Origin of the sequence: Streptosporangium sp. NPDC023615, from assembly GCF_040640155.1 — a bacterium.
Lineage (GTDB): Bacteria > Actinomycetota > Actinomycetes > Streptosporangiales > Streptosporangiaceae > Streptosporangium.
The window spans coordinates 1-23,275 of sequence record NZ_JBFABE010000065.1; the positions used below are offsets into that span (position 1 = coordinate 1).

Below are 23,275 nucleotides of genomic sequence, written 5' to 3' on the forward strand. Positions count from 1 at the left end.
GGGGCCCGGGCCCCGGGGGGCGGGGGGGGGGCCCGCGGCCGTCGCCGGCCGCGGGCCCACCCGGGCTGTCCGAGTCCTCAGCCGCGCAGCTGACGGAACTCGTCGACCTTCGCCTGGAAGTCACCCTCGTTCAGGGCGGTCTCCTCGGCGCAGGCGCCCGCGCTGGCCTCGATGCCGGGGCCGAGCGGGAACGCCTTCTGGAACTGGATGTTCACGCGCGGGGGGACCTCGTAGGCGTCGACGCCGACACCGAGGCCGGTGACCTTCTCCGCCACGCGGCGCTTGCCCACGTAGACGTCGAAGATCGCGTTGTAGACGATGATCGCCGGGTAGTCGTTGCCCGCCTGCTGCGCGATGGCCAGGCTGCGCGGCTGCGGGGTGTCCGACAGCGTGATGGTGACGAACTCGCCGAAGGTCTCGGAGAAGCCGGCCACCTCCCACTGCTCGATGGCGAACTCGAACTGACGGTGGCCACCGGCGTTGGTGACCGGGGCGCCGCGGTCGAGACGGAGCACCGCCGTCATCTTGAGGATCTCCTTGACCTCACCGCCGGAGACGATCGGGATGTTCAGCTCGGACTGCTGGAACTCGACGTCGGCGACCGGGGGGAACTCGGTCTGCAGCGGGAGCGGGTTGACGATCTGGGGGGTTGTCATGTTGTCTCCTTGCTGATCCCACGCTCGCGTGGGTGACGGTTCACACCGGGTGGTCGGGCGCCGCGGCCTGCACGACACGCGGAAGCGGTGCCCGCCGCTCGGTGTGTTCGGTGTTCCGCCCCGCCTCGGCGGGCGGGGAGGTCTGTGCCGGGACCGGCGGACGGGGCGCCGTGTCGGCGGCGGCCCGCACGTCGGCGGCCTCCACGACGAGGCGTCGTCCCGGGTCCCAGTCGGGGCTGTCGTACATCAGCCCGAGCAGGGTGCTTTCCATGATCGCCCGTAGGCCCCTGGCCCCGGTCCGCCTGCCGTGCGCCGCGGTGGCGACCGCCACCAGCGCCTCGTCGGTGAACGAGAGCACGTGCCCGTCGAGCCGGAACAGCTCCTCGTACTGCGAGAGCAGGGAGCCGGAGGGTTCGGAGACGATGCGGCGGAGCTCGGCCAGGCCGAGGGGCTGGAGCTGGACCACCACCGGCATGCGGCCCACGAACTCCGGCAGCAGCCCGAAGGAGACGAGGTCCTGCGGCTCCACCTCGGGCGCCGGGACGCGCTCGCCCCCGATGTCGGCGGCGAAGCCGATGCCCCGGGACCCGCCGCGCTCGGCGGCGATCTCGTCGAGCCCGACGAAGGCTCCGCCGGCGATGAACAGGATGTCGGAGGTGTCCAGCCGGCGCGTCTCGCCGCCCGCGGGTCCCCCGCCCGCGCCGCCGCGCGGGTCCAGGGAGACCTGGGTGCCCTCCAGGACCTTCAGCAGGCTCTGCTGGACGCCCTCCCCGGAGACGTCGAGCGTGCCGCCCTCCCTCCGGGCGAGCTTGTCGACCTCGTCGAGGAAGACGATGCCGTGCTGGGCGGCGGCGATGTCGCCGTCGGCGGCCGTGACCAGGCGGCGGAAGATGGACTCGGTGTCCTCCCCGGCGTAGCCCGCCTGGGTGATCGAGGTGACGTCGGCGACCACGAACGGCACGTCCAGGGTCCTGGCGAGCGTCTCGGCCAGCAGGGTCTTGCCGGTCCCCGACGGGCCCGCCAGCAGGATGTTGGACTTGGCGAGCCGGGTCGAACGTTCTCCCGGGCCGATCCTGCCGATCCTCTTGAAGTGGTTGTAGACGGCCACGCTCAGCGCCCGCTTGGCCGTGTCCTGGGCGATGACGTGCTCGTCCAGGCGGGCCACCAGCATCGAGGGGGTGAGCCTGCCCGACGCCTGCCGGGCGCGGCGCCGTCCCTCGACCGCGGCTATCCCGGCGTACGCGCAGTCGACGCAGATGGCGGTGCCGGTGCCGGTGATGAGGGGGACGGCGGCCAGTTCGTTCACACCGCAAAAGGAGCAGTGAGCCAGTTTTCTGCGGAGCGGAACGGCCACGCGATCACCTCGGGTTCGAGTAGGTCACTTCCACAAAATGTAGGGATCTCCCCACCCGCCTCAACGATCAAATGTCCACATATATAGGTAGACCGGTGGTGAAGTTCTGCTCTTGTGCCCCCGCCCCCACCATCTAGCTTTAATATCCCGCACCGAACGACGGACAAGGAGATCCCCATGGCCGAGAACGCAGCGCGGATCGCGGTGATCAGCGTGAACGTGCACGACATGGCCCAGGCGGTGGCCTTCTACACCGACGCCCTCGGATTCGCGGTCCGCTCCGACGCCGGGGCGCCGTACTTCGTGGAACTCGTCAACGACGGCCCCCGGCTGGTGCTGCAGCTCGCCGAGCGCCCCGCCAAGGCCGACTACCCGGCCGGCGCGTGCATCATGATCAACCTGGGCGTCGCCGACGTCGCGGCCGAGTTCGCCAGGCTCCGGGAGTCCGGCGCCGAACTGCTCCACGAGTCCCTGCAGGAGAGCCCCGTCGGCCCCTACTTCGGTGTCGCCGACCCGAGCGGCAACGTCGTCGAACTCATCCAGTTCAGCGAGTGACCAGCGTCGCCGCCGACCGTGCCGGCGCGCCCCCGCGCACCGGCACGGTCACGGGCATGGGCACGGTCGCCGGGCGCGTCGTCACGGTGACCCGTACGGTGGCCGGCGTGGCCGCCCGCGTCGCCGGCCTGTGGGCCGTCGCGGTCCTGACCGGCCGGCGCCGCGCCCTGCCCGCCGCGACCGCACGCGCGGTCGCCACCCGGCTGCACCGGGCGGGCCCCACCTTCGTCAAGCTGGCCCAGTTGCTCGGCACCCGGCTCGACCTGCTCCCCGCCGAGCTCTGCGCCGCCTTCTCCCGCCTGTACGACGACGTCCCCGCCATCTCCCCGAGGACCGCCCGCGCGCTGCTGGAGGCCCGGCTCGGCGCCCCGCCGGAGACGGTCTTCGCCCGCTTCGACGCCGAGGCGGTGGCCTCGGGCAGCATCGCCTGCGTCTACCGGGCGACCCTGCTCGACGGCACCGAGGTGGCGGTCAAGCTCCGCAGACCGGGCGTCGAGCGGATCGTCGCCGCCGACCTGCGGCTGCTCGCCTGGGGCACCGCGCTGCTCGCCCGCACCCCCTTGATGCGGGGACTGCCCGCGGTGGCCGCGGTCCGCCAGATGTCGGAGGCGGTCGCCGGGCAGCTCGACTTCACCGCCGAGGCGGCCTCGCTGGTGCGGCTCTCGGCGGCCCTGGAGGCCGTCGAGGGGATCCGGGTGCCGCTGCCGCACCCCGGCCTGGCCGACGTGGCCAGGACCTCCCGCGGGCTGCTCGTGATGGACTACCTGCCCGGCCTGAGAAGGCTCTCCCCCGCCGAGCTGGGACCCGAGGCGTCGGTCCGCGCGGTGGAGACGGCCCTGTCGGGCATCTACAAGATCCTCTTCCTGGACGGCCTGGTCCACTGCGACCTGCACCCGGGCAACCTCTACCCGATGCCCGACGGCACGGTCCAGATGATCGACGCGGGTTTCGTGGTCCGCCTCCCCGAGAGCGCGCGGCGGGCCTTCACCGAGTTCTTCTTCCGCATGGGCACCGGCAACGGGCGGCGCTGCGCCGAGATCGTGCTCTCCACCGCCCGGCACCCGGCCGGGCTGGACGCCGCCGCGTTCACCGCCGAGATGGTCGCCCTGGTGGACTCGGTCACCGGCGCCCGCGCCGCCGACTTCGACCTGCTCCGCTTCGCCGCGGGCCTCTTCGAGCTGCAGCGCCGCCACGGGCTGCACGCCGACCCCCTGTTCATCTTCCCGCTGCTCGGCATCCTCGTCTTCGAGGGCGCCATCAACGACCACCACCCCGAGCTCGACTTCCAGGAACTCGCGATGCCCTATCTGATCCAGGCGCTGTTCACCCGCCGGTGAGCGTTCATCGCTATACCAAACGCGAGTAAAGTCACCCAGATGAAGGAAGGTCGCAGACACTACGGGCAGTACTGCGGCCTGGCCGCGGCCCTCGACGTGATCGGCGAGCGGTGGACCCTGCTCATCGTCAGGGAGTTGCTGGTCGCGCCGCGCCGCTACAACGAGCTGCTGTCCAACCTGCCGGGCATCGGCACGAACCTGCTGGCCGTGAGGCTGAGGCTGCTGGGCGAGGCGGGGGTGGTGGAACAGCTCACCTCCGACCCGGACGGCCGCGCCCGTCGCTACCGGCTGACCGAGATCGGCCAGTCGCTCCGCCCCGTGGTGCTCGGCCTGGCGCGGTGGGGCATGCCGCTGCTGGCCGAGCCCGACCCGCAGGACGAGGTCCGCCCGGAGTGGTCGCTGGTCGCGGTGGAGGCCATGATGGGCACGCCGTCCCCGGACGGCCCCGACGAGTGCTACCAGTTCCAGATCTCGGGCAGGGACGGGCGCGAGGAGGTCTTCCACCTGGAGGTCACGGGAGGGGCCGCCCGGATCACACCCGGCCGCGCCGTCTCCCCCGACCTGCTCGCCGTCACCGACGCGATCACCTTCGTGGAGATCGGGGCCGGCCGTCTCGACCCGCTGGAGGCCGTCGTGCTGGGCAGGCTCCGCCTCGACGGGGACGCCGGCGCCGTGCTGCGCTGCTGCCGTCTGCTGGGCCTGATCGCGCCGACCACCTGACCCTCGACGGCCCGACCTCCCGGCACGGCGGCCGGAGCGCGTCCAATACGGTGGGCGGGCGGTCGATGACCGGTGACCCGCGGGGGGTCGCCGGGCCGTGCGAGAGCAGGGAACGCAGTGAAGCTTCTTCATTCCGGGAAGGTCCGCGACGTCTACGAGGACCGCGGGGACATCGTCCTCGTGGCGTCCGACCGGGTGTCGGTGTACGACGTGATCCTGCCCACGCCCATCCCCGACAAGGGGAAGATCCTCACCCGGCTCTCGCTCTGGTGGTTCGAGCGGCTCGCCGACATCGTGCCCAACCACGTGATCTCCGCGACCGACGTGCCGGCCGGGTTCGAGGGGCGCGCCGTGCGGTGCCGGCGGCTGGAGATGGCGAAGGTCGAGTGCGTCGCGCGCGGCTACCTGACCGGCGGCGGCCTGAAGGAGTACCTGGCGGGCGGGTCGGTCTCCGGCGTGCCGCTCCCGCCGGGCCTGGTCGACGGCTCCCGGCTCCCCGAACCGATCTTCACCCCCAGCACCAAGGCCCCGCTGGGAGAGCACGACGAGCCCATCGCCTTCGAGGACGTGGTCGCCCTGGAGGGCGCCGGGGCCGCGGAGGAGTTCCGGCGGATCACGCTGGAGATCTACCGGCGCGGGTCGGAGCTCGCCGCCGGGCGAGGAGTGATCATCGCCGACACCAAGATCGAGCTGGGGCGGGCGGCCGACGGCACGCTGACGCTCGGTGACGAGGTGCTGACCTCCGACTCCTCCCGCTTCTGGCCCGCCGACCGGTGGGAGCCGGGCCGTCCGCAGTTCTCCTTCGACAAGCAGTACGTGCGCGACTGGGCCACCGGCACCGGCTGGGACCGCAGGGAGCCCGCGCCCGAGGTGCCCGCGGAGGTCGTGGAGGTCACCCGGGCACGTTACGTCGAGGCGTACGAGCGCATCACCGGTGAGACCTGGTGAGGACGGGGTGAAGGACCTGTGAGGGCATGACGGGCACCGCCGGGCCGTGAGCGCCGCCCGTCCTCGCCCCTCGCCCGCGACGCGGCGCCCGGGGTCCGGTGGTCGCGGTCCGCGGGCTCGGCTTCGGGGCTCCTAGCCCGTGGCCGAGGCTCGGCGCCAGGACATCCGGACACCCGAGGCTCGGGACTCGGGGCTCAGGGCTCGGAGGGAGAGTGTCTCCTCTCGGCGGCGGCCCCCACGACGGCCGGGACCGCCGGGGTGGAGGCGGTGGGCGCCGCGAAGTCGGCCACGATGCAGGTGATGTTGTCGGGGCCGCCGCCACGGTTGGCCAGGTCGATCAGCCGGCGGACGGCCTCGTCCGGGTCGGAGATCTCGGTCAGCGTGTTGAACAGCGTCTCCGGGCCGACCACGGCGGTCAGGCCGTCGGAGCAGAGCAGGTAGCGGTCCTCGGGGTAGGCCTCGCGCAGCGACAGGTCCAGCTCGCCGTCGCCGGTGCCCTCCAGCACCCGCAGCACCATCGACCGGCGCGGGTGCTCGGCCGCCTGCTCCGGCGTGATGCGCCCCTCGTCCACCAGTGACTGGACCAGGGTGTGGTCGTGGGTGATCTGGTAGAGGGCGCCGTCGCGCAGCATGTAGGCCCGTGAGTCACCCACGTGCGCCAGGGCGAAGGTGGCACCGTCCCAGAGCATGGCGGTCAGGGTGGTGCCCATGCCGCGGAGCGTGGGGTCCTGCTCGCTCATCTCGCGCAGCGTGTGGTTCACGTCCCTGGCGACGCCCTTGAGCGCGGCGAGCAGGTCGACGCCCTCGCCGGGCAGGGTCTCGTCCAGCGCCGCCATGGCGGTGACCGCTAGGGAGCTGGCGACCTCTCCACCCGCATGGCCGCCCATGCCGTCGGCTATGGCGAGCAGGCGCACGCTCGCGTAGCCCGAATCCTCGTTCGCCTCGCGCCGGACACCCACGTCCGAGCGGGCCGCGTAGCGCAGTGCCAGTGGTTGGTTCAGTGCCATGAGGGCAGTAAATCATTGGTTGAAGCACTTCACAAGCAAAGTCCTTGTAGACCGTCGCGGCACAGTCAACTACTGTGGCCCTTCATGGAGGAGAGCCAGGAGGTCACCGTGAACGCGGGCGACATCGCCCGCCTCGCCGGGGTCGGGAGGGCGGCGGTGAGCAACTGGCGCCGCCGTCACGAGGACTTTCCCCAGCCGGTGGGCGGCACCGCCTCCAGCCCTCTCTTCTCACTGCCCGAGGTCGCCGGATGGCTGCGCGCGAACGGCAAGTCGTTCGAGGTCTCGCTCGGCGACCTGGTCTGGCAGCGGATGCGCACCTCGGTCGACGATCTCAGGCTGGGCGAGCTGGTGGCCCGGGTCGGCGCGTTCCTGCTGTTCCTGCGCCGCGCGCCCGCCGACTGGCGTGATCATGGCGTGAAGTCTCTCACCCGCGCGGCCGAGGTGACCACCGACCTTCCCGGTTCGGCCGACCCCCGCCTGGAGGACCTGACGCTCCTGCGGCTGGTCGCCGAGTTCGCCGCCGAACGCGGCCCGCTGGAGGCGTTCGAGTTCCTGTGCGAGCGCTACGTCGAGGCCCACTCCCGGCAGCTCTCGGTGACCAGGGGCGACGTGGCCGCGCTAATGGTCCGGCTGACCACCGGGAGCGGGGGCGTCGTCCTCGACCCCGCGTGCGGTGTCGGGACCCTGCTGCTGGGCGCGGACGCCGTGAAGCACCGCAGGACCGTCCTGGCCGGGCAGGAGATCAACGAGACGAGCGCGCTGATCACGGCGGTGCGGCTGCTGCTCCGCGGCGCCGGCGCGCGGGTCGTCGCCGGCGACTCGCTGCGCGAGGACGGCCTGGCCGACCGGACGGCCGACGCCGTGGTCTGCGACCCGCCGTTCAACGAGCGGGTGTGGGGTCACGAGGACCTCGCCGGGGACCCCCGCTGGGAGTACGGGCTGCCGCCGCGCGGGGAGTCCGAGCTCGCCTGGGTGCAGCACTGCCTGGCGCACGTGCGGCCGGGCGGGCTGGTGGCGATCCTGATGCCCGCCGCGGCGGCCGGCCGGCGTCCCGGCAAGCGGATCCGCGGCAACCTGCTCCGCGCCGGGGCGCTGCGGGCGGTGGTGACGCTGGCGCCCGGCGGCCCGGACCTGTGGATGCTCCGCCGTCCCGACGGGGGACGGCCGCCGTCCCGGCTGCTGGTGGTGGACGCCTCCGAGGACCTGTCGGTGGTGGAACCGGCCTGGCGCTCGTACCTGGACGACCCCGAGGCCGAACCGTCCGGTCACGGCCGCACGGTGCGCATCATCGACCTGCTCGACGACGAGGTCGACCTGACCCCGGCCAGGCACCGCCCGCAGCAGGGCGGCCCGGACTTCCTGCGCGACTTCACCGACGCCCTGGACAGGTTCAGGGCGACCTCGGCCACGCTGCCGGACGCCACCCCCGTCCTGGAGCCGCTCTCCGAGCGCCAGGACCTGCCGACCACCACCGTCGGCGAGCTGGCCAAGGCGGGCCTGATCACGATCCTGCAGGCCCCGCCCCGGATGTCGGCCGGCGACGGCCCGCTGCCGGTGCTGACGGCCGACGACACCGCGGCGGGCGCGTCCCCCTCCGGTCGCACCGTCCTCGACCCGGCGCTGGTCATGATCAGGCCCGGGGACGTGGTGACCAGCGTGCTGGGCGCGGTCAGGGTGATCACGCAGAGCGGCGCGGCGCTCGGCCCGCAGCTCACGCTGTACCGGGTCGATCCGCAGCGGCTCGACTCGGCTTTCCTCGCCGGTTTCCTGCGCTCGGCCGACGGGACCAGGGTCCACGCCGGTTCCAGCCGCCTGGACGTGCGGCGGGCGCGGGTGCCCATGCTGCCCCTGGCCGACCAGCGGATGTACGGCACGGCCTTCCGCGAACTGTTCGAGCTGGAGGATCGGCTCCGGGCGACGAGGACGCTGGGGGAAACGCTGATCCGGCTAGGCTTTGACGGACTGGTCGACGGTCATCTACGGCCGTGCGACCAAGGGGCGTGACACCCCGCACGTCGATGGGAGGGTCGATGGTCATCGGCGACCGATACGTGCTCGACGACCTCCCGCTCGGCCAGGGGGGCATGGGGGCCGTCTACGGCGCCCACGACAGGCACCTCGACCGCAGGGTGGCCGTCAAGTTCCTGAGGTTCCTCACCGGCCCCGACGAGGAGCTCAAGCGCCGTTTCCTGCGCGAGGCCCGCATCCTGGCCAGGCTGGAACACCCGGGCGCGCCGGTCCTGTACGACTTCGGCACCTTCGACCAGCGGCTGTTCCAGGTGATGCAGTTCATCGAGGGCGTCACCGTGGCCGACGTGGTCAGCGAGCACGGCCCGCTCCCGGTGCCCTGGGCCGCGGCGATCGCCGCGCAGGCGTGCGCGGTGCTGACGGCCGCCCACACGCTCTCCATCTACCACCGCGACCTGAAGCCGACCAACCTGATGCTCTGCCCGGACGGGAGCGTGAAGGTCCTCGACTTCGGCCTGGCCGTGCTGCGCGAGGCCGACTCGGCCCAGTTCACCCGGGTGGGCCAGATCCTCGGCACCCCGTCCTACATGGCGCCCGAGCAGATCCAGAGCGGCCTGTCCGGCCCGCGCAGCGACCTGTACGCCCTCGGCTGCGTGATCCACGAGATGCTGACCGGGCGGCAGCTCTTCACCGGTCCCACCGAGTACGCCGTGTTCGAACGCCAGGTGAAGGAGCGCCCGCCCCGGGTGACCGGGGTCCCGCCCGAGCTGGACCGCCTCGTCGCCGACCTGCTGGAGAAGGACCCGGACAGACGTCCCGCCGGTGCCGACGTGCTCTACGAGCGCCTGCAGCCGTTCGCGGTGGACCTGCCCATGCTCCCGGGCTTCCTGCACCCGTCGTCGGTGCCGAGCCCGGGGCGGATGTACGCGCGGATGGTCGGCCGCGTCCTGGCCTGAGACCCGGCCGCCTCGGCGCGGACCGTCCCGGCCCCGACCGGCCCCGGCCATGTCGGCCAGGCCGCCTCAACCCTCCCCCAGGGCGCGCAGGCACCGCTCGGCCTGGGCGCGCAGGGCCACGGCGAGTTCCGGCGGCCCGCTGACCAGGGTGAAGGCGGCGTCCACCGAAGTGATCATCCAGACCAGCGCGGACGGGGTGTCGGCGCCGACGTGCAGCAGGCAGCTCGCCTCGTCGACGGCCTCGACGACGCCCATGCCCGGCCACACCCGGTCGGCCACGGCCTCGGCGGACTCGTGCAGCGTGACCGTCGCCTGCACCGGCCACGCCCGTGACGACAGTCGGCGCGCCAGGTAGGCCGCGACGTCGCCGTCCGGCGGCGGCCGGGGCGCGAACCGCGGCCCGGTGGGGGTACGGGGGGTCAGCCGGTCCACCCGGAAGGTGCGCCAGTCCTCGCGGCCGGTGTCCCAGGCCACGAGGTACCAGTGCCGGCCGAAGCTGACCAGGCTGTGCGGTTCGACCGACCTGACCGTGGCGCCACCGCCACCACCGGGACCGCCGGAACCGCTGTCACCACCGTCCCCGTCCCCGTCCCCGCCACCGCCGGAGCCGCCGGAGCGTCCCCGCGGCGCGGCGTAGTCGAAGCGCAGCCGTTCGCGGCGGCGGCAGGCGTCGGCGATCGCCATCAGCGTGTCCGGGCTCACCGCGGGCCCGCCCGCGCCGACCCGGACGGTCGCCGTCTGCAGCGTGTTCACCCGGTGGCGCAACCGGGAGGGCAGCACCTGTTCGAGCTTGGCGAGCGCCCGCAGGGAGGTCTCCTCGATCCCGGTGACCGGGCCGCCCGCCGCCGTGCGCAGGCCGACCGCCACGGCGATCGCCTCGTCGTCGTCGAGCAGCAGCGGCGGCAGCGACGCGCCCGCCCCCAGCCGGTACCCGGCGGTGCCCTGGACGGCGTGCACCGGGTAGCCGAGCCCGCGCAGCCGCTCGACGTCCCTGCGGACCGTACGCCCGGAGACGCCCAGGCGGCCGGCGAGCTCGGCGCCGGACCACTCGGGGCGCGTCTGCAGGAGCGACAGCAGCGTGAGCAGCCGCGCCGAGGTCACCGAGATCTCCGTCACGCCGCCAAGGATGCCACGCGCTTAGGAGCGATACCGTCCTAAGCGGCTGGCAGATTCACCGGCATGACGAACACCTCGCACGAGGACGTGCGCCCTTTTCGCGTCGACATCCCGCAGTCCCGGCTCGACGACCTGAGGGCGCGGCTGGCCGGCACCCGCTGGCCGGACGAGCTGCCCGGAGCCGGATGGAGCCGGGGAGTGCCCGTCGCCTATTTGAAGGACCTCGCCGAGTACTGGCGGACCGAGTACGACTGGCGGGCGCACGAGGCCGAGCTCAACAGGCTCCCGCAGTACGTCACGGTCATCGACGAGCAGAACGTCCACTTCCTGCATGTACGCTCCCCCGAGCCCGACGCCGTCCCGCTGGTCCTGCTGCACGGCTGGCCGGGAGGGGTCGTGGACTTCCTCGACGTCGTCGGCCCGCTCGCCGACCCCCGTGCCCACGGCGGCGACCCCGCCACGGCCTTCCACCTGGTGGTCCCGTCGCTGCCGGGTTTCGGGTTCTCCACGCCGCTGGCCGGGCCGGGCATGAACGCGGACCGGATGGCCGGGATCTTCGTACGGCTGATGGAGCGGCTCGGGTACGGGCGCTACGGCGTCCACGGTTACGACACCGGCGCGTGGGTCGCCCCCCGGATGGGGGCCCGGGCCCCCGACCGCGTGATCGGAATGCACGTCAACGCCCTGCTGACCTTCCCGGTCGGCGCCGAGGGAGAGATGGACGGCCTGACCGAGGTCGAGCAGCGGCGCTGGCACGCGATGGAGAACTTCAACGACGGCTACCTGCAGTGCAACTCCAAGCGTCCGCAGACGGTGGCGTACGGACTGCACGACTCGCCCGTCGGCCAGCTCGCCTGGATCGTGGAGAAGTTCAAGGAGCTGACCGACCCCGAGGAGGGACTGCCCGAGGAGAGCGTCGACCGCGACCGCATCCTGACCGACGTCTCGCTGTACTGGCTGACCGGCACGGCCGGATCGTCGGCGCAGATCTACTACGAGGAGATCTCCGCGAACGCGTGGGACGGGACCGCCGACGACACCCTCGCGCACGCCACGGCCACGGCCACGGCCACCGGCACCGCGGACGCCGGCGGCTGGGACGGGGGCGCGGGCGGCTGGCCCCCGCGGCGCGGGACGGTGCCGACCGGCGTGCTGGTCTCCGCCCACGACGTCACGATCCGCCGCTGGGCCGAGCGCGACCACAACGTGGTGCGCTGGACCGAACTGGAGCGGGGCGGTCACTTCCTGTCGATGGAGGCACCGGACCTGCTGGTCGACGACGTCCGCGAGTTCTTCGCGAAGCTTCGCTGAGACCGGCTCCCCGCGTGGGGACGGGCACCGGCCCGGCGTGCCCGCCCCGCCCCGCCCCGCCCCGCCCGGGGGCAGAATACGACCCGTGGAAGGGCGATGGGCCGAGGTGGCCGACCGGGTGCTGGTACGGCGGTATGACGAGCTGGACCTGTCGGTGGGGCTGGTCGTGGGTGAGGGCGGTTGCCTGGTGGTCGACACCCGCGGGGACGAGCGGCAGGGAGCCGAGCTGGCCGCCGAGGTCCGGCGGATCACCGCCGCCCCCTGGACGGTGGCGATCACCCACTCGCACTTCGACCACGCCTTCGGCACCCGGTCGTTTCCCGGCGGTCCCGTGTGGGGGCACGCGGACTGCCGCGCCGACCTGATCCGCGACGGCGACCGCGCCAGGCGGCAGTGGGCCGGGTACTACCGGGACCTGGGACGCGAGGACGTCGCCGGTGACATCGAGAGGACCGAGATCGTCCCGCCGGACCACCTCGTGACCGGCCGGACGGAACTGGTCGTCGGCGGTCGCCGGATCGTCCTGGCCCACCTGGGCCGCGGCCACTCCGGGAACGACCTGGTGGTCCACGTGCCGGACGCCGGGGTGGTCTTCGCCGGGGACCTGGTGGAGAACGGCGCCCCGCCCGCCTACGAGGACGCCTACCCCCTGGAGTGGCCCGCCACCGTCGCCGCACTGCTCGCCCTCCCCGGCTCCGGTGCCGGTCCCGGTCCCGGCACGACCGGGCCTGACTTCGGCCCCGACTCCGGCTCGACCGGACCCGGCCCCGGTACGACCGGACCCGGCGCCACCGCCGGGGAGGAGGCCGTTCCGGCGGTCACCTTCGTCCCCGGTCACGGCGATCCGGTGGGCCGCGCGTTCGTGGCCGCGCAGCAGGCGGAGATCGCCGCCCTCGCCCGGCTGTGCGAGGAGGTGACCGCGGGGCTCGTCTCCTCCGCCGACGCCGTGCGCCGGTCCCCCTACCCCGAGGAGACCACCCGGATCGCCCTGCGCCGCGCGACGACCCCCGGCTGAGGCGGCGGAGAAGGACGAAAGGGCGGGTCGCGTCCCCCGGGCGGATCCCCCCGGAGAGCCCGCCGCGTCTCCCCGGGGTGGACGGCCGGATCCCTTCGGAGGACCGGCCGCGTCTCCCTGAGGTGGACGGTCAGATCTCCTCGGAGGGCTCGGTCGGGTCGAGCTGGCGCGGTTGCATGGCCGTCCTGGGATGGTGCAGGTCGAAGGCGGGGCGTTCGGAGCGGATGGAGGGGATCGACAGGAAGTTGTGCCGGGGCGGCGGGCAGGAGGTGGCCCACTCCAGCGAGTTGCCGTACCCCCAGGGGTCGTCCACGGTCACCCGCTCCCCGTGCCGGGCGGTGTACCACAGGTTGTAGATGAACGGCAGCGTCGAGGCGCCCAGCAGCAGCGCGCCGATCGAGGAGACCACGTTCAGGCCGGTGAAGCCGTCCAGCTGGCTGTAGTCGGCGTAGCGGCGTGGCATGCCACGGGCGCCCAGCCAGTGCTGGACCAGGAAGGTGGTGTGAAAACCGATGAACAACGTCCAGAAGTGCCACTTGCCCAGACGCTCGTTGAGCATCTTGCCGGTCATCTTGGGCCACCAGAAGTAGAAACCGGCGAACATGGCGAACACCACGGTGCCGAAGACCACGTAGTGGAAGTGCGCGACCACGAAGTAGGAGTCGTGCACGTGGAAGTCCAGTGGAGGGGAGGCCAGGATGACGCCGGTCAGGCCGCCCAGCAGGAAGGTCACCAGGAAACCGATGACGAACAGCATGGGGGTCTGCAGGACGATGTGGCCGCGCCACATGGTGCCGATCCAGTTGAAGAACTTCACCCCCGTGGGGATGGCGATGAGGAAGGACATGAAGGAGAAGAACGGCAGCAGCACCTGGCCGGTGGGGAACATGTGGTGGGCCCACACGGTCATCGACAGGCCGGTGATGGCGATGGTGGCGCCGACCAGGCCGATGTAGCCGAAGATGGGCTTGCGGCTGAAGACCGGGATGACCTCGGTGATGATGCCGAAGAACGGCAGCGCGATGACGTAGACCTCGGGATGGCCGAAGAACCAGAACAGGTGCTGCCACAGCAGCACCCCGCCGTTGCGCGGGTCGAAGATGTGCGCGCCGAACCGGCGGGTCGCCTCCAGCCCCAGCAGCGCCGCGGCCAGCACCGGGAAGGCCATCAGCACCAGCACGCTGGTCAGCAGCGTGTTCCAGGTGAAGATCGGCATCCGGAACATCGTCATGCCGGGGGCGCGCATGCAGATGATCGTGGTGATGAAGTTGACCGCGCCCAGGATCGTGCCCAGGCCGGACATCACCAGCCCCATGATCCACAGGTCGCTGCCGTACTGCGGGGAGTAGGAGGCGGTCGACAGCGGCGGGTACCCGGTCCAGCCGAAGTCGGCCGAGCCCCCGTCGGTGAAGAACCCGGAACTGGCGATCAGCCCGCCGAACAGGAACAGCCAGAAACTCAGCATGTTGAGCCGGGGGAAGGCGACGTCGGGGGCGCCGATCTGCAGCGGCATGATCACGTTGGCGAACCCGGCGAACAGCGGGGTGGCGAACAGCAGCAGCATCAGCGTGCCGTGCATGGTGAAGAGCTGGTTGTAGTGCGCCTGGCTGACGAGCTGCATCGCGGGCTGGGCGAGCTCGGCCCTGATGACCAGCGCCATCAGCCCGGCGAACAGGAAGAACAGGAACGCCGTGATCAGGTACATGTACCCGATCACCTTGTGGTCGGTGCTCGTGAGCCAGTTCACGACGATCGAGCCCGGCGCGCTCCTGCGCGGCGCCAGCGGTGAGGTCAGCGGTTCCTCACGCGACCGTTCGGAGGTCGTCACGGCTCACTCCCTTCGAACCAGCTCGTCCCACGACGGTCCGAACCGGCTCGTCCCGCGCCGGCACCCGCCCCGCACCGCCCTGCCCCCGGCCATCCCCCCGGAAGACGGCTCCCACTCGCCCGCCGGATCATCTTGTCCACGCTCTGACCTGCGGATTACCACCCCCGTACCGGATCGGTCCCGGCCGGTTCCCCACCGGCACGGCCGGGGCCGCGCGGACGACGAGGACCGGTCCGTCGTGCTTGACCGGGGGGCATACAGGGCACGCCGCTGGAAACGGAGCGTCGAAAGGAGCGACCCTGATGACCAAGCGACAGCGAGTCGTCGTGATCGGGGGAGGGTTCGCGGGCTTCACCGCCGTCCGCACGCTCTCCAAGATCGCCAAAGGTGCCGTCGAGATCGTGCTGATCAACCCGACCGACTACTTCCTCTACCTGCCCCTGCTGCCGGAGGTCGCGGCGGGGATCCTCGATCCGCGCAAGGTGGCGATCCCGCTGGCGGGCGACCGTCCCGGTGTCAGGCACCTGCTCGCCACGGTGGAGGGTGTCGACCTCGACGCGCGCCGGGTGACGTGCGTCGACTCCGAGGGCGGGCGCCGCGAGCTGGGCTACGACCGCCTGGTGATCACGGTCGGCAGCGTCAACAAACTGCTGCCCGTACCCGGTGTCGCCGAGCACGCCCACGGCTTCCGGAGCATCGCCGAGGCGATCTACCTGCGCGATCACCTGATCCGCCAGATCGAGCTCGCCGACACCTCCACCGACCCCGGGGAACGGCGGGCGCGGTGCACCTTCGTGGTGGTCGGCGCCGGGTACACCGGCACCGAGGTGGCGGCGCAGGGCCAGCTCCTCACCCGGGACCTGCGCGACGCGCGACCGCACCTGCGCGACCAGCCCCTGCGCTGGATCCTCGCCGACATCGCCCCGCGCATCCTGCCCGAACTCGACGAGCACCTGTCGACGACGGCGCACCGGACCCTGACGGGGCGGGGCATGGAGATCCGCACCGGGACCGGCGTGGCCGAGGCGACGCCGGAGGGCGTCAGGCTCTCCGACGGGGAGTTCGTGCCGACCCGGTCGCTGATCTGGTGCGTCGGCGTGCGGCCGGACCCGATGGTGGAGGCGCTGGGGCTGCCCACCGAGCGGGGACGGCTGCTGGTCGACGAGTACCTGAGGGTGCCCGGCCACCGGGGGGTCTACGCCTGCGGCGACGCGGCCGCCGTACCGGACCTCACCCGGCCGGGCGAGTACACCCCGATGACCGCCCAGCACGCCGAACGCCAGGGCAAGCGCGTCGCCCGCAACATCGCCGCCTCCTACGGGCACGGGGAGCTGCAGCCGTACCGGCACGGCGACCTCGGGTTCCTGGTCGACCTGGGCGGCGCCGCGGCGGCCGCGAACCCGCTGGGCGTGCCGCTGTCGGGCCTGACGGCCAAGATCGTCACCCGCGCCTACCACCTGCTCGCCGTGCCGCACGGCCGGGGGCGGATCGCCGGGAGCTGGCTGCTGGACTTCCTGCTGCCCCGCCAGACCGTTCAGCTCGACATGGTCCCGGCCTCGGCGGTGCCGCTCGTCTGCTGCGAGCCCGAACGGCCCTCGGTGCTGAGCGGATCGGCGGCGAGCCCGAACAGCGCCCGGTACTGAGGGGCGGCGGCGAGCCCGAACGGTCCCCGGGGCCGGGCGGGTCGGCGGCGAGCCCGAACGGCCCTCGGGGTTGAGCGGATCGACGACGGGCCCGAACCGGTCCTCGGGGCGGGGCGGGCGAAGCGTAAAAGAGGACGAAATTGTCGGTTCTCCGGGCGATGCCCGAGAGGAGCGGGGTAGGGGCCGGGTATGGCAAAGATCGGTTACACGATGATGTGCGAGCAGACCCCAGCCCGGCAGCTCGTCGAGGACGTGGTCACGGCCGAGCGGATCGGCTTCGACTACGCGGTCATCTCCGACCACTACTTCCCGTGGCTGGAGGAGATGGGGCACTCCCCGTACGCCTGGTCGGTGCTCGGCGCGGCGGCCCAGGCCACCCGGAGCCTGCCGCTGATGACGTACGTGACCTGCCCGATCATGCGTTACCACCCGGCGGTGGTGGCGCAGAAGGCGGCGACCATGGGCGTGCTGAGCGAGGGGCGCTTCACGCTGGGGCTGGGCGCCGGGGAGAACCTCAACGAGCACGTGGTCGGGCAGGGCTGGCCTTCGGCCGACACCCGGCACGGCATGTTCAGGGAGGCCATACAGATCATCCGGGAGCTGTTCGAGGGAGGCTACGTCACCTACCGCGGCGAGTACTTCGACGTCGACTCGGCCAAGCTCTTCGACCGGCCGGACCACCCCGTCCCGCTGGCGATCGCCGCCTCGGGCGGGCAGTCCGGCAGGATCGCCGCCGAACACGGGGACGCCCTCGTCGCGACGGAGCCCGACGCGGATCTGGTACGCCTGTTCGCCGCGGAGGGCGGCACGGACAAGCCCGTCTACGGCCAGCTCCCGATCTGCTACGACCCCGACCCGGAGGCCGCCAAGGAGCGAGCGCACCGGCTCTGGCGCTGGTCGGTACCGGGCTGGAAGGTCATGGCCGAGCTTCCCGCCCCGGTCAACTTCGACGCCGCCGCCCAGACCGTGCGGCCCGAGGACGTGGCGGAGAAGGTGCCCTGCGGCTCCGACGTGGACGCGGTGGTGGAGGCGTTCCGCGCCTTCACCGACGCCGGTTTCACCCACGTCGCCCTGGTCCAGATCGGTCACGAGCACCAGGGCGCGTTCTTCGACTGGTCGGAGAGGGAACTGCTCCCCGCGCTGCGCCGCCTCTGACGCCCGTCCCGCGAAGGCGCCCCCCTCGGCGCCCCGCCCCGCCCGGGCCCGCCCGGGGCCGGCCCGGTTTGGGGCCGGCCCGGGTCGGCCCGGGGCGGGCCGGGCCGTCCGGGGCGGTCCGGCCCCGGCGATCGTGCCGTCCGGTGGGCGGCGGGCGGAACGCGGGCTCGCGAGAGGTTCCGGCCGGGCGTACGGGGAAGGCTCAGCGGGGTGGACGACGTCTGGGATCTGGTGGTGGTCGGCGGCGGGCCCGCCGGGGCGGCGGCGGCGCTGCGCGCGAGGCAGCTCCGGCCGGACGCGCGGGTGCTCCTGCTGGACCGGGCCGACTTCCCGCGCGACAAGGCCTGCGGCGACGGCATCGCCGCGCACGGACGCGACGAGCTCGCCCTGCTGGGCCTGCCCGACCTGATCGCCGACTACCGGCCGACGCAGCGCCTGGCCGTGGTCTCCCCCGGCGGCGCGCGCGTCTCGGCCACCTCGGCCCGGCCCAACCACGTCGTCCCCCGCAAGGTCTTCGACGCCCGCCTCGTCGACGCCGCGCGGGCCCGCGGCGTGGAGGTCCGCCGTCACCAGGTGCGCGCGCTGGCCGCCCGGAACGGCCACGTCGTCCTCGACGGCACCGTCACCGCCCGCGCCGTGGTCGCGGCCGACGGCGCCAACTCCGCCGTCCGGCGCCTCATCGGCGTCCCGCCGTCACCCGACCGGCACACCGCGATCGCGGTGCGCGGCTACGCCGACGTCCCCGCCGACGACGACGTGCAGTCCATCTTCATGCAGCGGGACGGGTGGCCCGCGTACGCGTGGTCGTTCCCGATCGGCGACGGCACCGCCAACATCGGATACGGGATGCTGCTGCCCCGGCTGCACGCCACCGGCCTGCCGGGCCGCGAGGTGCTGCACGGCCGGCTCGCCGAGCTCCTGCCCGACCTGCGCGCCCGCGACCTGCGCGCCCACCACCTGCCGCTCTCCCCCGGCCGGCCCAGGCCGGGTTCGGGACGGGTTCTGCTCGCCGGCGACGCCGCCGGGCTGATCAACCCGCTCACCGGCGAGGGCATCTACTACGCGCTCGTCTCGGGCCGTCTCGCCGGGGAGGCCGCGGTGGAGGCGGCCGGCGATCCGCTGCCGGCCTACCGGCGTGGTCTGGGCAAGGCTCTCGGGCGGCACCTGCGCACCACCGACGTGCTCGCGCTGGCCTCCCAGCGGCCCGGGTTCATCGACGCGGCGATCGACACCGCGGCCCGCCGCAAGGAGGTGTTCGACCTGCTGGTCGACGTCGGGCTCGGCGCGGGCACGGTCCCGGTGCCGCTGGCGGCGGCCGTACTGCGCCGCTGGGCCCTGAACGGCGTCCGGCACCGCCGCGACCGCGGGAACTGACACGCCCGAGGCACCCGGGGCGTCCCCAAGGCGTTCGAGGCACCGAGAACACCGAGAGCACCGAGAGCACCGGGCCTACGCGGCCCCGGGACCTCCGGTCCCCTCCCCGGCGGACAGGCCCTACCCGCGCAGTCTGAGGAGCGTCACCTCACTCGCCGGGGGCGCCTTGACGCTCACCCGGCTCCCCACCCGCTGTGCGGACACCCCGGCGCCACCGTCGTGCCGCGGCATTCGCCCGGCGTGGAATTTTCATGGCCTGACGAGACGCGGCGGAATCGCCGAGGCGCTCTCCCCGCCGTGCTCCGAAAACATTCGGCCAGCTCACCATCGCCCCGACGTGCACCGGAACGGACCCGGCCCCGTGACCGCCCGCGGACCGGCGCGGCCGCGGCTGTACAGGGGCAGCGGTGCTGCCTACATTCTGGAGGCGTTCCTGTGACCCCCCGATCGTCGGCGCGTCGCCGAGTGTCACAAAAACCAGCGAGGAGATCCGATGAGATCCATACGGCGGCTTCACGCGGCCGGCGCGGCACTCGTCGCCATGGCCGTAGCCCTGTGCGCCGTCATGCTCACGTCCGTCCAACCGGCGCACGCGGCCGTGGGCCTCCACATCAGCGGCACGGACATCGTCGAGGCGGGCGGCCAGAAGTTCGTCATGCGCGGCGTCAACCATCCGCACGTCTGGTACACGGGCCGGACCTCCGCGTTCGCCGACATCAAGGCGCTCGGGGCCAACACCGTGCGCGTGGTGCTGGGCAGCGGCAAGCGGTGGGGTCCGTCGGACGACGTCGCCGACGTGATCTCCCTGTGCAAGCAGAACCGGCTGATCTGCGTCCTGGAGGTGCACGACACCACCGGGTACGGCGAGGAGGGCGCGGCCGCCTCGCTCGACGAGGCGGCCGACTACTGGATCAGCCAGAAGAGCGCGCTGGTCGGCCAGGAGAACCACGTCGTCATCAACATCGGCAACGAGCCGATCGGCAACACCGACGCCGGCCAGTGGACCGGCGCGACCGCCGCCGCCATCAAGAAGATGCGAAGCAACGGCTTCCAGCACCTGCTGATGGTCGACGCGCCGAACTGGGGCCAGGACTGGCAGAACGTCATGCGGGACAACGCGCAGACGGTCCTGGACGCCGACAGCCAGCACAACACCGTCCTGTCCATCCACATGTACGCCGTGTACAACAGCGCCGCCGCGATCACCGGCTACCTCGACCGGTTCGAGGCCAACGGATGGCCGCTGGTCATCGGCGAGTTCGGCTGGCGGTTCAACGCCGGTGAGGTGGACCACGAGACGCTGCTGGCCGAGGCGGTTTCGCGCGACCTCGGCTACCTCGGCTGGTCCTGGAGCGGCAACACCGATCCGATCCTGGACATGGCACTCGACTTCGACCCCGCCCGGCTCACCACCTGGGGCGAGCGGATCTTCAACGGCGTCAACGGCATCAGGACCACGGCCAAGGAGGCCGCCGTCTACGGCGGCTCCACGCCCACGCCCACGCCCACCCCGACCCCGACTCCCACGCCCACCCCGACTCCCACCCCGACCCCGACTCCGACGCCCACCCCGACCCCTCCGGGCGCCTGCCGGGTCGCGTACGCGATGAACGCCTGGAACAGCGGGTTCACCACCAGCGTCACCATCACCAACACCGGCGCCTCGGCGATCAACGGCTGGCGGCTGACGTTCACCCTGCCCTCCGGCCAGACCCTCACCAACGGCTGGAACGCGTCGTACGCGGCGACCGGCTCCCAGGTCACGGCCACCGACGTCGGCTGGAACGGCACCCTCTCGCCGGGCGGCTCCGTCACCATCGGCTTCCAGGCCACGCACACCGGCAACACCACCGAGCCCGCCTCCTTCTCCCTCAACGGAGGCTCCTGCCAGGTGGTCTGACCCTCTCGTCTCTCCGTGGCGTGCCCCCGCACCGCAGGCGGGCGGCACGCCACCGCGCGTCCAGGCCCGCCGTCGGGGCGGACACGGCACACGCGTCGGTCGACAGGCGCAAAAAACGGGTAGTGCCGATCGACGTCGATACAGGCGACCCCGACGCGTACGTACCGGGACGCGACCGCGAACGCGACGGCCGCGCCCCGCCGATCTGGAGGAGAGCTGCGATGGCCATCGTGGAAGCGAACATCTCGATGTCACTGGACGGCTTCGTCACCGGCCCGAACCTCGACCGGTACCCCGGCCTGGGCGAGGGCGGCGACGCCCTGCACGCCTGGACCGACGAGAACCGGAGCATGGACCTCGCCGTCGGTGAGGAGCGCCGGCTCGCCGGATCGGTCGTCACCAGCCGGAGGGTGTACGACGACACCGGAGGCTGGGACGACGAAGGCGGCTTCTACCGGCTGCCGGTGTTCGTGGTCACCCACCGCCCGCACGACGTGGTCGTGAAGGGCGAGACCACGTTCACGTTCGTCACCGGGGGCGTCGAGGACGCCGTCAAGCGGGCGACCGAGGCCGCGGGGGACAAACCGGTACACATCATGGGCGGCGCCGGCATCATCCAGCAGGCGCTGGCGGCCGGGCTGGTCGACGAGTTGTTCCTCCACGTCGCCCCGGTGCTCCTCGACGGCGGCACCCGGCTGTTCGAGCACCTCGGCGGTCAGATCCGGCTGGAGCGCACCGAGGTGATCGAGTCCCACCACGCCACCCACCTGCGCTACCGGGTCCTGAGATAGCCCTTCTGCCCCGACCGGCCGGGGACACGGCCACGGCCGGCCGGCCCTCGGCACCGTACGTCCGCGGCGGGCCGCCCAGGCGCGGCCATGTCCACGCGCGGCCGTGGAGCAGGTACGACGCGGCGTCCCGCGTGAAGGCCATCCGGGTCCGCGCGAAGACGTCCCGCCTCCCGCGCGAAGACGTCCAGTGTCCCGCGCGAAGACATCCGGCGTGAAGACGTCCGGCGTCCCGTGCGAAGGCATCCGGCGTGAAAGCGTCCGGCGTCTCGCGTGAAAGCGTTCCGCGCTCGTGGACAACAAGGTGTGTCATCCTTCCCGAGCAAAGGAACACACGTGATGGCTCATCCTGATCCCGGCCCGCAGGCCGGGATCGGCGAGTGGTCGCCGCACGAGGATTTCAGCCGGGTCTTCGACGCTCACTTCGCCGAGATCCATCGCTACATCGCCCGGCGGCTGGACACCCAGACCGCCGACGACCTCGCGGCCGACACCTTCCTCATCGCCTTCCGCGACCGCGACCGCTTCGACCCCGCCCGAGGCGAGATCCGCCCATGGCTGTACGGGATCGCCACCAACCTTCTGTCAGGGCACCGCCGGAACGAGGTACGCCGCTGGAAGGCGCTCAGCCGGGCCGAGGTGGCCGACGACCAGGAGGGGCCCGAAGGTCCGGTGACGGCCAGGCTGGCCGCGCGGCAGGTGACGGCCAGGCTCGCGGGGGCACTGGCCGGTCTCGCCAAGCGTGACCGCGACGTCGTCCTCCTCCTCGGTCTCGGCGGCCTCAGCCACGCGGAGGTGGCCGCCGCTCTCGGCATCCCGTACGGGACCGTCGCGTCCCGCCTGAACCGGGCGCGCAGGCAGTTGCGCGAGGCCCTGGGCGACGCGAACCCTCTGAAGGAGGTCCACGATGGATGAGATCACCCTGCTGGGGCGGGCCGTTCCGGACGAACCGCCCCCCTCGCCCCAGGTGGTGGCCCGCGCGCGTGCCCGGCTGGCCGCCGAGGAGCGCCGGTCGGCCGGTCGCCGCCGCCGCAACGCTGGAACGACGTCCCGGTGGACCTGGGCACTGGCCTGCGCCGTGGCGACGGCCGTCGTGGCCTTCGCCGCGGTCGTCATCACCGGCGGTCCGACGACCCCGCCCCCGATCGCCCCGCCCACGTCCGTCCCGTCCACGCCCTCCGTCAAGCCTCCGGCCACCTACGAGGGACTCCGGCTCCTTCGCTCCAGGACGGTGCGGAGCACGGCGACGAAGGTGACGCTGAGGTTCCGCCCCACCAGCACCGGGACCGCGATCGTGCTGCGCTGCTCCGCGCCGGGCTCCTTCGTCCTGGCCTCCGAACCCTGGAAGAACGGCTTGAGCGAGGCGACCGGTATCTGCGGTCCCGACGGCACACGCAACCGTTTCGACGACAAGAGCCATGAATCCGGCTGGGCGGGCCGCACCCACACGGTCACGTTCTGGGTCTTCCCTCCGGACGCGCCGGTTCTGTCGGCCCGGGAGGCGTTCAGCTGCCGGAAAACGCTGTGCGACGGTAAGTACAGGCTGAACACGAACACCGCGGACGCGATCGTCGGCCGGATCGGCAAACGTTCCCAGCCGTGGTCGGTCGCCGTTTACGACGCCTCCCGTTAGGAGCCGCCTTC

Annotated in this window: 20 protein-coding genes; 15 read left to right on the top strand and 5 right to left on the bottom strand. The window is 72.5% G+C overall.

Features of this window, described 5'->3' with window-relative positions; genetic code table 11:
- Positions 1–77: 77 nt before the first annotated feature.
- Positions 78–656: a hypothetical protein gene (locus AB0G16_RS31265; protein WP_362813095.1), complete on the bottom strand. Its 579-nt coding sequence runs from the start codon at positions 654–656 to the stop codon at positions 78–80.
- A gap of 40 nt (positions 657–696) precedes the next feature.
- Positions 697–2,010, bottom strand: a complete 1,314-nt coding sequence (gene clpX, locus AB0G16_RS31270; protein ID WP_362813097.1) for an ATP-dependent Clp protease ATP-binding subunit ClpX — start codon at positions 2,008–2,010, stop codon at positions 697–699.
- 177 nt (positions 2,011–2,187) lie between these two features.
- Here clpX and AB0G16_RS31275 point away from each other — a divergent pair, with 177 nt between their 5' ends.
- From AB0G16_RS31275 to AB0G16_RS31290, 4 genes are all read left to right on the top strand, one after another.
- Positions 2,188–2,565 carry a VOC family protein gene (locus AB0G16_RS31275; RefSeq protein ID WP_362813100.1) on the top strand — a complete coding sequence of 126 codons (378 nt, stop codon included), beginning with the start codon at positions 2,188–2,190 and terminating at the stop codon, positions 2,563–2,565.
- Positions 2,562–3,902 carry an AarF/UbiB family protein gene (locus AB0G16_RS31280; protein ID WP_362813103.1) on the top strand — a complete coding sequence of 447 codons (1,341 nt, stop codon included), beginning with the start codon at positions 2,562–2,564 and terminating at the stop codon, positions 3,900–3,902. The genes AB0G16_RS31275 and AB0G16_RS31280 overlap by 4 nt, the downstream gene beginning before the upstream one ends.
- A gap of 39 nt (positions 3,903–3,941) precedes the next feature.
- Positions 3,942–4,622, top strand: a complete 681-nt coding sequence (locus tag AB0G16_RS31285; protein ID WP_362813106.1) for a winged helix-turn-helix transcriptional regulator — start codon at positions 3,942–3,944, stop codon at positions 4,620–4,622.
- Between the two features lie 117 nt (positions 4,623–4,739).
- Complete coding sequence (locus tag AB0G16_RS31290) at positions 4,740–5,570, top strand: phosphoribosylaminoimidazolesuccinocarboxamide synthase (RefSeq protein WP_362813108.1); 831 nt, start codon at positions 4,740–4,742, stop codon at positions 5,568–5,570.
- A gap of 194 nt (positions 5,571–5,764) precedes the next feature.
- Here the strand turns inward: AB0G16_RS31290 and AB0G16_RS31295 are convergent, their stop codons facing one another.
- Positions 5,765–6,577: a protein phosphatase 2C domain-containing protein gene (locus AB0G16_RS31295; RefSeq protein WP_362813111.1), complete on the bottom strand. Its 813-nt coding sequence runs from the start codon at positions 6,575–6,577 to the stop codon at positions 5,765–5,767.
- 84 nt (positions 6,578–6,661) lie between these two features.
- On the opposite strand from AB0G16_RS31295, the gene AB0G16_RS31300 reads away from it, so the two are divergent.
- Together AB0G16_RS31300 and AB0G16_RS31305 are read left to right on the top strand one after the other, a co-directional pair.
- Positions 6,662–8,581: an N-6 DNA methylase gene (locus AB0G16_RS31300; protein WP_362813114.1), complete on the top strand. Its 1,920-nt coding sequence runs from the start codon at positions 6,662–6,664 to the stop codon at positions 8,579–8,581.
- A 26-nt stretch (positions 8,582–8,607) separates the two neighbouring features.
- Positions 8,608–9,501 (top strand): serine/threonine-protein kinase, encoded by an 894-nt coding sequence (locus tag AB0G16_RS31305; protein ID WP_362813116.1) that lies wholly within the window; start codon positions 8,608–8,610, stop codon positions 9,499–9,501.
- Between the two features lie 66 nt (positions 9,502–9,567).
- On the opposite strand, the gene AB0G16_RS31310 is transcribed toward AB0G16_RS31305, so the two are convergent.
- Positions 9,568–10,608: a WYL domain-containing protein gene (locus AB0G16_RS31310; protein ID WP_362813193.1), complete on the bottom strand. Its 1,041-nt coding sequence runs from the start codon at positions 10,606–10,608 to the stop codon at positions 9,568–9,570.
- Positions 10,609–10,680: 72 nt separating this feature from the next.
- Here AB0G16_RS31310 and AB0G16_RS31315 point away from each other — a divergent pair, with 72 nt between their 5' ends.
- On the top strand, positions 10,681–11,928 hold the full coding sequence (locus AB0G16_RS31315) for an epoxide hydrolase family protein (protein ID WP_362813119.1): 1,248 nt from the start codon (positions 10,681–10,683) through the stop codon (positions 11,926–11,928).
- Positions 11,929–12,013: 85 nt separating this feature from the next.
- Positions 12,014–12,943: an MBL fold metallo-hydrolase gene (locus tag AB0G16_RS31320; protein WP_362813122.1), complete on the top strand. Its 930-nt coding sequence runs from the start codon at positions 12,014–12,016 to the stop codon at positions 12,941–12,943.
- A gap of 130 nt (positions 12,944–13,073) precedes the next feature.
- Here the strand turns inward: AB0G16_RS31320 and ctaD are convergent, their stop codons facing one another.
- The gene (ctaD, locus tag AB0G16_RS31325; protein WP_362813196.1) at positions 13,074–14,738 is read right to left on the bottom strand and encodes a cytochrome c oxidase subunit I; all 1,665 of its coding nucleotides are present in this window, start codon (positions 14,736–14,738) and stop codon (positions 13,074–13,076) included.
- Positions 14,739–15,073: 335 nt separating this feature from the next.
- Here ctaD and AB0G16_RS31330 point away from each other — a divergent pair, with 335 nt between their 5' ends.
- The 7 genes from AB0G16_RS31330 (at position 15,074) to AB0G16_RS31360 (ending at position 23,264) form a co-directional block, all read left to right on the top strand.
- Positions 15,074–16,414: an NAD(P)/FAD-dependent oxidoreductase gene (locus AB0G16_RS31330; protein ID WP_362813125.1), complete on the top strand. Its 1,341-nt coding sequence runs from the start codon at positions 15,074–15,076 to the stop codon at positions 16,412–16,414.
- Positions 16,415–16,603: 189 nt separating this feature from the next.
- On the top strand, positions 16,604–17,569 hold the full coding sequence (locus tag AB0G16_RS31335) for a TIGR03557 family F420-dependent LLM class oxidoreductase (RefSeq protein ID WP_362813128.1): 966 nt from the start codon (positions 16,604–16,606) through the stop codon (positions 17,567–17,569).
- A gap of 210 nt (positions 17,570–17,779) precedes the next feature.
- Positions 17,780–18,943, top strand: a complete 1,164-nt coding sequence (locus tag AB0G16_RS31340) for a geranylgeranyl reductase family protein (protein WP_362813130.1) — start codon at positions 17,780–17,782, stop codon at positions 18,941–18,943.
- Positions 18,944–19,436: 493 nt separating this feature from the next.
- Positions 19,437–20,843 carry a cellulase family glycosylhydrolase gene (locus AB0G16_RS31345; protein WP_362813133.1) on the top strand — a complete coding sequence of 469 codons (1,407 nt, stop codon included), beginning with the start codon at positions 19,437–19,439 and terminating at the stop codon, positions 20,841–20,843.
- Positions 20,844–21,064: 221 nt separating this feature from the next.
- Complete coding sequence (locus tag AB0G16_RS31350; RefSeq protein WP_362813136.1) at positions 21,065–21,634, top strand: dihydrofolate reductase family protein; 570 nt, start codon at positions 21,065–21,067, stop codon at positions 21,632–21,634.
- Between the two features lie 336 nt (positions 21,635–21,970).
- Positions 21,971–22,546: an RNA polymerase sigma factor gene (locus AB0G16_RS31355; RefSeq protein ID WP_362813139.1), complete on the top strand. Its 576-nt coding sequence runs from the start codon at positions 21,971–21,973 to the stop codon at positions 22,544–22,546.
- On the top strand, positions 22,539–23,264 hold the full coding sequence (locus AB0G16_RS31360) for a hypothetical protein (protein ID WP_362813142.1): 726 nt from the start codon (positions 22,539–22,541) through the stop codon (positions 23,262–23,264). The genes AB0G16_RS31355 and AB0G16_RS31360 overlap by 8 nt, the downstream gene beginning before the upstream one ends.
- Positions 23,265–23,275: the final 11 nt, after the last annotated feature.